Source organism: Pseudomonas moorei, assembly GCF_008801475.1.
In the GTDB taxonomy this organism is placed as follows: Bacteria; Pseudomonadota; Gammaproteobacteria; order Pseudomonadales; family Pseudomonadaceae; genus Aquipseudomonas; species Aquipseudomonas moorei.
Map to the genome: position 1 here is coordinate 63,396 of NZ_VZPP01000004.1, position 12,818 is coordinate 76,213.

Annotated in this window: 14 protein-coding genes; all 14 read left to right on the top strand. The window is 58.7% G+C overall.

The window, feature by feature from the left end:
* The first annotated feature begins 12 nt into the window (after positions 1 to 12).
* The 14 genes from pseB (at position 13) to fliT (ending at position 12,744) form a co-directional block, all read left to right on the top strand.
* The gene (gene pseB, locus F7R06_RS08020; protein WP_090324317.1) at positions 13 to 1,014 is read left to right on the top strand and encodes a UDP-N-acetylglucosamine 4,6-dehydratase (inverting); all 1,002 of its coding nucleotides are present in this window, start codon (positions 13 to 15) and stop codon (positions 1,012 to 1,014) included.
* Complete coding sequence (gene pseC, locus F7R06_RS08025) at positions 1,011 to 2,168, top strand: UDP-4-amino-4,6-dideoxy-N-acetyl-beta-L-altrosamine transaminase (protein WP_090324315.1); 1,158 nt, start codon at positions 1,011 to 1,013, stop codon at positions 2,166 to 2,168. The genes pseB and pseC overlap by 4 nt, the downstream gene beginning before the upstream one ends.
* 31 nt (positions 2,169 to 2,199) lie before the next feature.
* Positions 2,200 to 2,820: a pseudaminic acid biosynthesis-associated methylase gene (locus tag F7R06_RS08030; RefSeq protein WP_090324314.1), complete on the top strand. Its 621-nt coding sequence runs from the start codon at positions 2,200 to 2,202 to the stop codon at positions 2,818 to 2,820.
* Positions 2,817 to 3,524, top strand: coding sequence for a pseudaminic acid cytidylyltransferase (gene pseF, locus F7R06_RS08035; protein ID WP_090324312.1), 708 nt, complete (start codon positions 2,817 to 2,819; stop codon positions 3,522 to 3,524). Before F7R06_RS08030 ends, pseF begins: the two co-directional genes overlap by 4 nt.
* The gene (gene pseG, locus F7R06_RS08040; protein ID WP_090324311.1) at positions 3,521 to 5,026 is read left to right on the top strand and encodes a UDP-2,4-diacetamido-2,4,6-trideoxy-beta-L-altropyranose hydrolase; all 1,506 of its coding nucleotides are present in this window, start codon (positions 3,521 to 3,523) and stop codon (positions 5,024 to 5,026) included. The genes pseF and pseG overlap by 4 nt, the downstream gene beginning before the upstream one ends.
* Positions 5,019 to 6,071 (top strand): pseudaminic acid synthase, encoded by a 1,053-nt coding sequence (pseI, locus tag F7R06_RS08045; RefSeq protein ID WP_090324309.1) that lies wholly within the window; start codon positions 5,019 to 5,021, stop codon positions 6,069 to 6,071. The genes pseG and pseI overlap by 8 nt, the downstream gene beginning before the upstream one ends.
* 229 nt (positions 6,072 to 6,300) lie before the next feature.
* The gene (locus F7R06_RS08050; protein ID WP_090324307.1) at positions 6,301 to 7,227 is read left to right on the top strand and encodes a ketoacyl-ACP synthase III; all 927 of its coding nucleotides are present in this window, start codon (positions 6,301 to 6,303) and stop codon (positions 7,225 to 7,227) included.
* A gap of 92 nt (positions 7,228 to 7,319) precedes the next feature.
* On the top strand, positions 7,320 to 8,609 hold the full coding sequence (locus F7R06_RS08055) for a motility associated factor glycosyltransferase family protein (protein WP_090324305.1): 1,290 nt from the start codon (positions 7,320 to 7,322) through the stop codon (positions 8,607 to 8,609).
* Positions 8,606 to 8,872, top strand: coding sequence for a hypothetical protein (locus tag F7R06_RS08060; protein ID WP_090324303.1), 267 nt, complete (start codon positions 8,606 to 8,608; stop codon positions 8,870 to 8,872). Before F7R06_RS08055 ends, F7R06_RS08060 begins: the two co-directional genes overlap by 4 nt.
* A 242-nt stretch (positions 8,873 to 9,114) precedes the next feature.
* Positions 9,115 to 9,966: a flagellin domain-containing protein gene (locus tag F7R06_RS08065; RefSeq protein WP_090324302.1), complete on the top strand. Its 852-nt coding sequence runs from the start codon at positions 9,115 to 9,117 to the stop codon at positions 9,964 to 9,966.
* Positions 9,967 to 10,038: 72 nt separating this feature from the next.
* Entirely contained in the window at positions 10,039 to 10,392 is a 354-nt protein-coding gene (locus tag F7R06_RS08070; protein WP_090324300.1) for a flagellar protein FlaG, read from the top strand.
* Positions 10,393 to 10,475: 83 nt separating this feature from the next.
* Positions 10,476 to 11,912, top strand: a complete 1,437-nt coding sequence (gene fliD, locus F7R06_RS08075; protein ID WP_090324298.1) for a flagellar filament capping protein FliD — start codon at positions 10,476 to 10,478, stop codon at positions 11,910 to 11,912.
* Positions 11,913 to 12,041: 129 nt separating this feature from the next.
* On the top strand, positions 12,042 to 12,437 hold the full coding sequence (fliS, locus tag F7R06_RS08080) for a flagellar export chaperone FliS (RefSeq protein WP_090324297.1): 396 nt from the start codon (positions 12,042 to 12,044) through the stop codon (positions 12,435 to 12,437).
* Between the two features lie 10 nt (positions 12,438 to 12,447).
* The gene (fliT, locus tag F7R06_RS08085; RefSeq protein ID WP_090324295.1) at positions 12,448 to 12,744 is read left to right on the top strand and encodes a flagellar protein FliT; all 297 of its coding nucleotides are present in this window, start codon (positions 12,448 to 12,450) and stop codon (positions 12,742 to 12,744) included.
* The last annotated feature ends 74 nt before the right edge of the window (positions 12,745 to 12,818 follow it).

Sequence of the window (12,818 nt, forward strand, 5' to 3'; positions counted from 1 at the left end):
AAGGATTCAGGCATGTTCAACGGTAAATCGATTTTCATCTCAGGCGGCACCGGGTCGTTCGGTCGCAACTTCATCCGCCGCTTGCTGGAGCAATACCAGCCCAAGCGCGTGGTGGTGTTTTCTCGGGACGAACTCAAGCAGTACGAGATGCAGCAAACATTCAACGCGCCGTGCATGCGTTACTTCCTTGGCGATGTGCGCGATGCCGAGCGTTTGCGTCAGGCCATGCGCGGTATCGATTATGTGGTGCATGCCGCAGCGTTGAAGCAAGTGCCGGCGGCCGAGTACAACCCGACAGAATGCATCCGCACCAACGTCAACGGTGCGGAAAACATCATCGCCGCTGCCATCGACAACGGCGTGAAGCAAGTCGTCGCGTTGTCCACCGACAAGGCGGCCAGCCCGATCAACTTGTATGGCGCGACCAAGCTGCTGTCGGACAAGCTGTTCGTCGCCGCCAACAACATTGCTGGCGAACAGCAGACCCGTTTTGCCGTGGTTCGCTACGGTAACGTGGCCGGTTCCCGTGGCTCGGTGGTGCCGTTCTTCAGCAAGCTGATCAACGAGGGCGCCAAGGAGTTGCCAATCACCGATGAGCGCATGACCCGGTTCTGGATCACCCTCGATCACGGTGTGCAGTTCGTGCTCGACAGCTTCGCGCGCATGCATGGCGGCGAAGTGTTTGTGCCGAAGATTCCGTCGATACGCATTGTCGACCTGGCCTTGGGCATGGCTGAGCACTTGCCGCATAAACACGTGGGGATTCGCCCCGGCGAGAAGCTCCACGAGTTGATGGTGCCGGTGGACGATGCGCGCATGACCCTGGAGTTCGCCGATCACTACACGATCCAGCCATCGATCCGCTTCACCAGCGTCGATGTGGATTTCGCCGTGGATAAGCTGGGCGAGCGGGGGAAACCGGTAGGCGAAGATTTCGAGTACCGCTCTGACACCAACCCGCACTTCCTGTCGGTGGGGCAAATTGCAGATCTGCACGCTCGGTTGTCGGCATGATTCCCTATGGTCGGCAAAGCCTTGATCAGGCGGACATCGATGCGGTGGTCGAGGTCTTGCAGTCCGACTGGCTGACCCAGGGGCCGACCATCGAGCGTTTCGAACGGGCGATGGCCGAATGCTGCCAGGCTGATTTTGCCGTCGCGGTGTGCAACGCCACGGCCGCCCTGCACATCGCTTGCCTGGCCGCTGGCCTGGGGCCGGGTGATCGGTTGTGGACGACGCCCAACACCTTCCTGGCTTCGGCCAACTGTGGTCGCTATTGCGGCGCCGCAGTGGATTTTGTCGATATCGATCCCCAGACCTGGAACCTCGACGCCGAGGTATTGGCCGCCAGGCTTGCCCAGGCCGAGCGTGACGGCACGTTGCCGAAAGTGCTGGTGGCCGTGGCGTTCTCCGGGCAGTGCTGCGACATGCGCAGGATTTCCGGGTTGGCCGAGCGTTATGGCTTTACGGTCATCGAAGACGCGTCCCACGCGGTCGGCGCGTCCTACGCCGGTCGTCCGGTGGGCTGTGGCGAATTCGCGGCAATGACGGTGTTCAGCTTCCATCCGGTGAAAATCATCACCAGCGGCGAGGGCGGCATGGTCCTGACCAACCGCCCGGACCTCGCCGAGCGCCTGCAACGCTTGCGCAGCCATGGCATGACCCGGGATCCTGCGCAGATGACCGAGCCGAGCCACGGGCCCTGGTACTACCAACAGGTGGAATTGGGTTTCAACTATCGCATCACCGATCTGCAAGCGGCCCTGGGGTTGTCGCAGTTGGGCAAGCTCGATGAGTTCGTCGCGCGTCGGCGTGAGCTGGCCGCACGTTATCAGCGCTTGCTGGCGCATTCGCCGCTGACCTTGCCCGGTGCACAGGCGGACGCTGAATCGGCGTGGCATCTGTACGTGGTGCGCCTGCAACTTGACCGAATCAAGCTCAGTCATCGACAAGTATTCGAAGGGTTGCGGGCCGCCGGGGTCGGTGTGAACCTGCACTACATTCCCGTGCATTTGCAGCCGTACTATCGCCAACTGGGATTCGCCGAGGGTGACTTCCCGCAAGCCGAACGCTACTACGCCGAAGCCATCAGCCTGCCGCTGTATCCGTTGCTCAGTGACGATCAGCAGGACTATGTGGTCGAGCAACTGCGACGACTGACCGAATAACTGCCGCCCAGCGGCTGATGGAAAATGTGCGATGCGTGAACTGACCGAGCAGGAAAAATTCTGGCAAGGCGACTTCGGCAACCAGTACGTCGAACGTAACGTCGGGCAACCATTGGTGGCGGCCAACCTGGCCTTGTTTGCCAAGGCGTTGACGCGAGCCGGGCGTATTGAAAGTCTGTTGGAGCTGGGTACCAATGCCGGGAACAACTTGCAGGCCTTGCACCAGTTGTTGCCGCAATGTGAATTGTTCGGCGTCGAGATCAACGCCAGTGCCTGCGCCCAGGCCCGGACGCTGGGCATCGGGCAGATCTGGCACGGCTCGCTGTTTGATTTTCCCCGTGAGCGCAGCTTCGACCTGACCCTGAGCAAAGGCGTGCTGATTCATCTCGCTCCAGAGTTGTTGCCGGCCGCCTATGCGCAGCTGTATGAGCTGAGCCAGCGCTACATACTGATCGCGGAGTACTACAATCCTTCGCCGGTTGAAGTCTCGTATCGTGGCAACAGCGGCAAGCTGTTCAAACGTGATTTTGCCGGTGAAATGCTCGATCGCTACGACGACCTGCAGCTGCTCGATTACGGATTTGCCTACCACCGCGATCGGCAATTTCCGGTCGACGACATCACCTGGTTTCTCCTGGAAAAACGCCCTTGAACAGCGTCGCCATCATCCCGGCTCGCGGAGGCAGCAAACGTATACCGCGCAAGAATCTCAAGCTGTTCGATGGCGTGCCGATGATTGTCCGCTCGATTCGGACCGCCATTGATTCGGGGTTGTTCTCTCAGGTAGTGGTCAGCACCGATGACCCAGCAATCGCCGAACTGGCGCGTTCGGCAGGCGCCCAAGTGCCGTTCATGCGCCCCGCAGCGCTGGCCGACGACTTCACCGGCACCGCCGCGGTAATTGCCCATGCGCTGCAAGCCCTGCGCGAGCAAGGTCAGCAGTTCGATTACGCCTGTTGCATTTACGCCACCGCGCCGCTGCTGCAGGCGCGATTTCTCAAGCAAGGGCTGCAGTTGCTGGAACAGCATCCGGACAGGTCCTTCGCATTCTCGGTGTGCGATTTCGGCTTTCCCGTTCAGCGAGCCCTGACCGTTGACGATCAGGGAGCGCTGACTGCGCTTTACCCTGAGTTTCGCGAAACTCGTTCACAGGATTTGCCAGCGGCATATCAAGACGCCGGACAGTTCTATTGGGGACGCAGCAAGGCCTGGTTGAACGGTGAGGTGCTGTATTCGCCGGCAAGCCTGCCGGTCATGCTGCCGCGCTTTCTGGTTCAGGACATCGACACGCCTGAAGACTGGAAACGCGCCGAATACCTCTACGCCGCCCTGAAGGCGGGAGGGGAGCTGCAATGAGAGTGCTGATCCGTGCCGACGCTTCGCCCACCATTGGCAGCGGACACATCGCCCGCTGCCTGACCCTGGCCAGAGTGTTGCGCCAGCAGGGCAGCCATGTGGCCTTTGCCTGTCGTCTGTTGCCGGGGCATCGCCTGGATGCGTTGCGGGCCGAGGGCTTCGAAACCTTTGCACTACCCGAGCGCTATGAGGGCGAAGACCCGCAGCAGGCCATCGAATCCATGTTGCCGTGGCAGGCCGACATTGCCGCGCTGGGGCAGCTGCTGCAAAGCCATTCGGCGTTCGACTGGGTCATCGTCGATCACTACGGCCTGGATCATCACTGGCAGACCGCCGCCCGCCGCTGGGCGCCACGGATCGCGGCGGTGGACGACCTGGCCAGCCGAACCTACAGCGTCGACCTGCTGCTGAACCAGAACCTCTCAGGTACAGCCGAGGCTTACGCATCGCTGCTGGCGCCCGCCTGCCGGACTTTGCTCGGCCCACGATTTGCCCTGCTGCGCGAGGAGTTCTGCTGTCCGCCGATCAAGATCAAACCGAGAGCCAGACGCGTACTGGTGAATTTCGGCGGGTTCGACGCGGCGATGCAGACACATCACGCGATGCTGGCGCTGATGGATTTCCATGAGCTGGAAGTCGATTTTGTGGCCGGTGCCGATAACCCGGCCTGGACGCAGATGCGGGCCCTGGCCGCAGGTCGTCCGCACTGGCGTTTGCATGCTTTTGTCAGCGACTTTTACCGGTTGATGGCTGAAGCGGACCTGTTCATTGGCGCTGGCGGTGGCACCAGTTGGGAGCGAGCGGCCCTGGGGTTGCCAACGATCAGCATTGCGGTGTCGAACAATCAGCAGGCCAATGGCGAGGTGATGGCGGCTGCGGGTGCGCATGTATTCATGGGCGCCCGCGAGCACGTCAGCGTCGAGCAATTGCGCCTGGCCATCGGTTTTGTCGCGGACAATCAGGGCTTGCGCCAGAGCATGGCGGCACGATCGCGCCAGTTGGTCGACGGTCGTGGCGCACAGCGAGTGGCGGCGGCGCTGGCGGGTGCTGTGTTGAGCGTGCGCCGGGCAACCCTGGCAGATGCACAATTGTTGTTCGATGGGCGCAATGCCGAGCCGGTGCGGCGCTGGTCGCTGGAGAACGGTGTGATCGAATGGTCCGCGCATCAGAACTGGCTGACCGCAAGCCTGAGCAACGCCCGGCGGCTGTTGCTGATCGCCGAGGCCGATGACGGGCCGGTCGGCGTGTTGCGTTATGACCTGCGCGGCTTTGCCGCCGAAGTGTCGATTTACCTGTTCGAAGACCGGCTCGGCCTGGGCTGGGGCAGGGCGCTGCTGGCGCGGGGTGAAGCCTTTGCGATGGCCCATTGGCCGCAACTGGAGTCGCTCAACGCAACCGTAATGCCTGGCAACCAGCCTTCATTGAAGGTTTTTCGCGAAGCCGGTTTCACCCAGAGCGCTTGCGCGTTCACTCGCGTATTGAAGGATCACAGAAATGACTAGTTTCAAGATTGGCGAGCGCCTGATCGGTGCCGAAGTGCCGCCATTCATTATTGCCGAGATGAGTGGCAATCATAACCAGTCGCTTGAACTGGCCCTGCGGATTGTCGAAGCCGCTGCCAGGGCCGGTGCTCATGCGTTGAAGCTGCAAACCTACACCGCCGAGACCATGACGCTGGATTTATCCGAAGGTGAGTTCTTCATCAAGGACCCCAACAGCCTCTGGGCGGGTTCCTCGTTGTACGCGCTGTATGAGAAGGCGCATACGCCATGGGAATGGCACGCGCCGATCTTTGCCCGGGCCAGGGAGCTGGGCATGCTGGCATTCTCGACCCCTTTCGATGAGACAGCGGTGGACTTCCTCGAAAGCCTCGACGTGCCGGCCTACAAAATAGCCAGTTTCGAAAACACCGACTTGCCGCTGATTCGACGGGTGGCCGCCACTGGCAAGCCGTTGATCATTTCCACGGGTATGGCCAGCATCGCCGAGCTCGATGAATCCGTACGCGCCGCCCGGGAGGCCGGTTGCAAGGATCTGGTGCTGCTCAAGTGCACCAGCACCTATCCGGCGACGCCCGCCAACAGCAATGTGCGAACGATTCCCCATCTGCGCGAACTGTTTGGCTGTGAAGTGGGTTTGTCCGACCATTCCATGGGTGTCGGGGTGTCCGTCGCGGCGGTGGCGCTGGGGGCTACGGTGGTGGAAAAACATTTCACCCTCGACCGTTCGGCGGGTGGTGTGGACGCCAGCTTTTCTCTGGAACCCGCGGAACTGGCCAGTCTGGTAGTCGAAACCGAGCGGGCCTGGCAGTCCATGGGGCAGGTGCATTACGGCGTGACCGAAGCCGAGCGCAAATCCCTGGTGTACCGCCGTTCGCTCTATGTGACTCAGGACATGGCCGCCGGCGAACCCTTCAGCACCGCCAATCTGCGGGCCATTCGTCCGGGCCTGGGACTCGCCCCCAAACACGCTGAAAGTCTTCTGGGGCGCCGCGCCCGTGGGGCGATCAAGCGTGGAACAGCGCTGGATTGGTCGTTGGTCGAATAACCTGTCGCGGGTCTGATTCGGCAAAATAGCGTGACCTGCGAGTCATAACGCGCATCTTCACTGTATTGTATTAACCGGGAAGGTGGCGCCTGGGGTCTGACTGGCCCAGTGATTGCCTTTTTATTCTTCCCGTTGTCGCCGCCTCGGGGTGACGTTTTTCTCTGTTTGTCGGCGCCCCTCGAATCCTTGCGAGCGGTGGTATTGGGCTGTTTATTATTGGGAAGCCGTAATGATTGGCATAAAAAGCATTGCGAGCTACGTTCCTGTAGCCGGCGTGGACAATTACGCACAAGGTGCAAAATTCGATAAGGATGAAGAGTTCATCCTGGGCAAGATCGGCTCGGCCTTCCTGCCGCGCAAAGGCGCTGAACAGGAAACATCCGATCTGTGCGTTGAAGCGGCCAATGCGCTGTTTGCCAGCAACCCTGATCTGAAACGCGAATCCATTGATGCGCTGATCGTCGTTACCCAGAACGGTGACGAAGAAGGCCTGCCCCACACGGCTGCCATCGTCCAGGACAAGCTGGGCCTGCCGACGACCGTGGCGGCGTTCGATATTTCCCTGGGCTGTTCCGGTTATGTCTACGGCATTTATGCGATCAAGGGCTTCATGGAAGCCGCTGGCCTGAAGAATGGCCTGTTGATCACCGCCGACCCGTATTCGAAAATCGTCGACCCGGAAGACCGCAACACCACCATGCTGTTTGGTGACGCGGCTACCGCTACCTGGATGGGCGAGGACCCGGTCTGGGCGCTGGGCAAGGCCAAGTTCGGTACCGATGGCGCCGGTGCGCCACACTTGAAAGTGACTGACGGGGTGTTCTTCATGAACGGTCGTCAGGTGTTCAACTTCGCACTGCTCAAGGTCCCGGCGCATTTGCATGAATTGCTCGCTGAATCGAGTCTCTCTGCGGACGATATCGATGCCTTCTGTATTCACCAGGGCAGTGCGGCGATCGTCGATGCGGTAGCGCGACGCTTCGAAGGCGAGCCGGAGAAGTTCATCAAGGACATGGTCGAGACCGGCAACACCGTGTCATCGAGCATTCCGTTGCTCCTGGAGAAGCACGTTCTTGATTCGAGCTGGAAACGCGTGGCGCTGAGCGGTTTTGGTGTGGGGCTATCCTGGGGTTCGGCGATCATCTATCGTTCCTGAGTGAAAGTCTTTTCATAAAAAAGACCGATACAAAAAAAGCGTTCAAAGGGTAACCTTGGACGCTTTTTTTGCGTGAAGGAATGTGAGGCGGCATGAGCGAATGGTTTGACGACAATGCTCAGGTAATACAGCGACGCTGGCCGGCGCTGTATTCGCGACTGTTGATGGAGGATGGCGAGGTCCACGTCGAGCTGCTGAAAGGCATGGACTCGACCCTGAGTGTGGATGGCATCCAGCTTACCAGTCGACATGATCGTCTTCACGAAGCCCGTATTCAGGCGGCCAGCCTGCCGCTCGATAAGCTTCATCTGCACGTCTACGGCACCGGGCTGGGGGATCTCCCTCGCGTGCTGCTGGAACGCCCCGGGCTCGAGAAGTTGTATGTTCACATCCTCAATGGCGCGCTGTTCAAACTGGTACTGCAACTGCTTGATCACCAGCAATGGCTTGAGCACCCGCGTGTAGAGCTGCTGTTTGCCGGCGATCTGCCGGACATTTGCACGCCGTTTTTTGCGTTGCCGGCCGAAATGTTGCTGGCGGATGACTTCAACGCGAAGATCCGCGACCGGCTGGTCAGTGAAGTGCATTTGAGCTTCAACAATCGCGAGTTCGATCCACAGTCTCCGTTCATTCAACAGCGCCTGCGGGATTGCCTTGAAGTGTTGCTCGCCGACGCCGACGTGGCGCAGTTGTTCGGCACCTGTGCCGGTCGGGAAGTCTATGTGATCGCCACCGGGCCGACGCTCGAAGGGCACTTTCAACGCCTGGCAGCGGTGCGCGGGCAAGCCGAGCGGCCGCTGTTCATTTGTGTCGACACGGCTTATCGACCCTTGCGCGAGAACGGGATCACACCGGATCTGGTAGTGAGTATCGACCAGCGCATCAGTTTTCGGCATTTGCCCTTCGAAGAATCCGACGGTATCCCGCTGGTCTACATGCCCATGAGCGATCCGCAAGTGCTGAGAGCCTGGAAGGGCAAGCGCTACGGCGGTTATTCCGCCAGTCCGATTTATGCGCAATTGCGCCAGCAGCACCCAAGGGGACAGTTGCATGTGGGCGGCAGCGTGATCCATCCGGCGGTGGACCTGGCGGTGAAAATGGGCGCTGCGCGCATTACATTGTTCGGTGCTGACTTTGCCTTTCCGATGAACAAGACCCATGCCAGCTGGAATGACGGTGACCTTGGGCCAGCAGTCAGTCAGGCACGGCACTGGGTGCTGGACGGGCAGGGTGAGCGTGTCAGGACGCAGCTGAACTTCCGCAGCTACCTGTGTGTGCTTGAGCGCTATATCGCCGGGCATCCGCAGGTGAGTTTTTTCAACAGCAGCCGGGCAGGGGCGATGATTGCCGGGACAGCGTTCAATTCGGATTTCGTGCAATGAATGCCAGGTTGAAGTGCCTCAGTGGATGCCGCCAGTGCGCCCAATTGTTTCGTTTGGGACGAGATGTCGAAGCGGCGTTGACCATGGTCGATGTGATCGATGAGGCGCAGGCAATGGTGCTGTCCGCGTCTCAGGATGTTCAACAATCGTGGACTTGTGTGCTGACTAAAATGCTGGCCTGTCAGGAGCGCCAGGATTGGTTGGGGCTTGCCGACTTCCTGGAGTACGAGTTGTTGGAACTGCTGGAATCCGTTCCCGCTTGAGTCTGGCCAATCGCGCTGGCGCGCGGGTTTGCGTCAGGGTTGATTTTATGACGTCATTTTTTTGTGGTTGAGGGGCGCTAAGCCCTTGTTTTCTCGGGGGTGGCAGGGTGATGGCAATTTTTTTTAAAAAAGCCCTCAAGCAAGCTGCCAACCCGACGATAACTATTACGAAGGTTCTCTAGGCCATACCCGGCGGTTGCCAGGGCCGGAAGCCGCAGTACCCAACCAACGAGGAATTCGTCATGGCTTTAACTGTAAACACCAACACTACGTCGTTGAACGTTCAGAAAAACCTGAACCGCGCTTCTGACGCCCTGTCGACTTCGATGCAGCGCCTGTCTTCCGGCCTGAAAATCAACAGCGCAAAAGACGACGCAGCCGGCCTGCAGATCGCTACCCGCATGACTTCGCAGATTCGTGGTGGCAACCAGGCTATCCAGAACGCCAACGACGGTATCTCCGTTGCCCAGACCGCTGAAGGCGCTCTGCAAGCTTCGACCGACATTCTGCAGCGTATGCGTGAACTGGCTGTTAAAGCACGTAACGGCACCAACGGTACTGCTGACACCACCGCTACCAACGCCGAATTCGCTCAGATGTCTGACGAATTGACCCGTATCTCCGCTTCCACCAACCTGAACGGCAAAAACCTGCTGGACGGTTCGGCGGGTACTGTTTCACTGCAAGTAGGTGCGAACACGGGTTCGGCCAACCGTATCGACCTGGTACTGAGCTCCAAGTTCGACGCCGTTTCCCTGTCCGTAGGCAGCGGTACTGTTGTTCTGACCGGTGCGACTTCCGCTACCCTGTCGGCCAACATCGACAACGCGATCACCGCGATTGATGCTGCAATTGCAGCCATCAACACCACCCGCGCAAACCTGGGTGCTTCGCAGAATCGTCTGACCAGCACCATCTCCAACCTGCAAAACATCGTGGAAAACACCACTGCTGCACAAGGTCGTGTACAAGACACCGACTTCGCCGCAGAAACCGCAAACCTGACCAAGCAGCAAACCCTGCAACAGGCTTCTACTTCGGTTCTGGCTCAGGCCAACCAACTGCCTTCCGCTGTACTGAAACTGCTTCAGTAATTTCGGAATGAGTTTAAGCGGGGGGGTGTGCTGGTCACGCTCTCTCGCTTTTTACGTTAAGAGGTGATGGACATGGATATGAGCGTAAAGCTTAACGTGTCTTATCCGGCTCCCCAGTCAGCGAGTGCCGTTTCGGATAAGCAGCCAGAAAAGCCTGTGGTCGCCGATGTTGCTCCGGTGGTGGATAAAAAACAGGATGCGAATGACACCAAGCTGAAACAGGCCGTGCAGGAGATCGAAAAGTTTGTCCAGTCGATCAAGCGCAATCTGGAGTTCTCGATAGACGAGCAATCCGGAAAGGTCGTCGTCAAGGTGATTGCAAGCGAGACGGGCGAGGTCGTTCGGCAGATCCCCTCCGCAGAAGCGCTGAAGCTGGCAGACAGCTTGAACAATGCCAGTCACGTATTGTTCGACGCCAAAGCCTGATAGCTGGCACGAATAATGTTTGTACGATCTTTGGGCGCCGGTAAGGGTCAAAAGACTGGCTGCAACTTGAAGGGAGACAAAACATGGCAAGTCCAATTTTACCGGGTACGGGCCTGGGTTCTGGCCTGGACATTGGTTCGATCGTCACGGCACTGGTCAACTCCGACAAGGCGGCCAAGCAGACGCAGATCGACACTCAGACCAAATCCAACACGCTGAAGATTTCCGGCGTGGGATCATTGAAAAGCGCACTGACGGCTTTCCAGACGGCGCTGACCAAACTTGGCAGCACCACCAATCCTGCGTTTGCCGGCTTTACGGCGACTTCGGGTACTCCGTCGATCCTTACTGCGACCTCTGACAACACAGCCGTTGCCGGTACCTACAGTGTTGTTGTGAACAGCTTGGCCACCGGTTCGAAAGTAGCCAGTGCTTCTTTTGCCGGCGGAGCGGCCAGTGCCATTCCGAGTGGTACCCTGAAAATCAGTCAGAATGGCACTGATTACAATGTCACGATTCCTGCCAATGCGACCTTGCAGTCAACGCGGGACGCGATCAACTCGGCGCAGGCGAGCAACGGTATTTCCGCCAACATTGTGACCGACAGCAGCGGTTCGTCGCGTCTGGTGATCAGCTCCAGCAAGACCGGCGCGGGCTCTGACCTGACTGTCAGTGGTATTGCGGGTCTAGAAATCGATGGCACTCAACCGATGGGGGCTAATCCTTCGGCTTCTGCTTCAGGGGCTGTCAACGGGGTTGCCACGGATGCATCGCTGAGCATCGACGGTCTGGCAGTGACCAGCAAGAGCAACACAGTGACCGGCGCAGTCAGTGGTTTGACCCTGAACCTGGCGTCCGTGAGCACCGGCACTCCTCCGGCTGCGGCGACCGTCACGGTGGCGACCAACTCCACCGGTTTGCAAACCTCGATCCAGTCGTTCGTCGATTCCTACAATACCTTGATGAACACCATCAACACGTTGTCCAAGGCGACAGCCGACGCCGATGGCAAGCTCACGGTTCAGGCGGCGTTTACCGGTGACTCGATGCCACGTGCGTTGATCTCCGATATCCGCGGCGTGTTGACTGCTCCCGGGGCGGGCGGCCCATTGGCTGTGTTGTCGCAGATCGGCGTAATGACGGACCAGAACACCGGCAACCTGGCGTTCGATACCACTGCGTTCAACAAGACGATGTCCACCAGCGGCATGAGTGGTCAGGTGCAGCAGTTGTTCAGCGGTACCGACGCAACCAATGGCCTGCTGGCGCGCATGGGCAAGGCAATCACGCCATACGTTCAGACCGGTGGCTTGCTCGATCAGCGCAACTCCAACCTGCAGACCGTGAGCAAGAACCTCTCTGATCAGCAGGCTGCGCTGGATTTGCGAGTCACCAACATGACGGCGACACTGACCGCCAAATACAACGCCATGGACCTGCTGGTCGGGCAAATGAAGGCGACGGCGAGCAGCATCACGTCGTTCTTCACTTCGTTGAATGCACAGAAATCCAACAGTTAGTCATGAGCTGACGACAAAAACCCGGCTACGCCTTTTGGCGTGCGCCGGGTTTTTGTCTTTTGAACTAAAGTTTTCTGACTCTCGGGCGATACACTGGTCATACGAGTCAGTGTGGTAATGAGGTAGAACATGAATCCAATGTTAGCCCTTCGGCAATATCAGAAAGTGGGCGCGCATGCCCAGGCGTCCGAAGCGAGTCCGCATCGTTTGGTGCAAATGCTCATGGAAGGTGGCCTGGATCGAATTGCTCAGGCCAAAGGCGCCATCGAGCGCAAGGATATTCCCGGCAAGTGCGTGTCCATCAGCAAGGCCATCGGCATCATTGGCGGCCTGCGTGAAGGCCTGGATCTTGAAAGCTGCGCCGATGCGGTGGGCGAACTCGACAGTCTCTACATCTACATGATGAAGCGTCTGGCAGAGGCGAACATCAGCAACGATCCGAAGATTCTCGATGAGGTTGCCGGGTTGCTTCGTACGGTGAAAGAAGGCTGGGACGGTATTGCTACTCCAGGTCCGCAGTTCTAGGGAGATCGCCATGAGTCTTGTATTGCAGCGAATAGAACACACGCGTGAAGCGCTGGTTGATGCGCTTGCCGAGCGCAACTGGGAGGCAATCGGGCAATTGGACCTGGATTGCCGTTCCTGCATGGAAGACGTCTTGAGTGAGGCTTCGCTGGACGAGGCGGTGCTTCGCAGTAACCTTGAAGAGCTGCTGTATGTCTACAAGCAGTTACTTGAGGTGGCAATGGGGGAGAGGCAGGCGATAGTCGACGAAATGTCTCAGATCCAGCAAGCGCGGAACGCGGCAAAGGTTTACCATCTGTTTGGTTAATTAATCCTCTGTTAATCCAAACATAGTGCGCCATAAATTTGACTGTGCACGGTTTTTTGACTTAACTAGTGGCT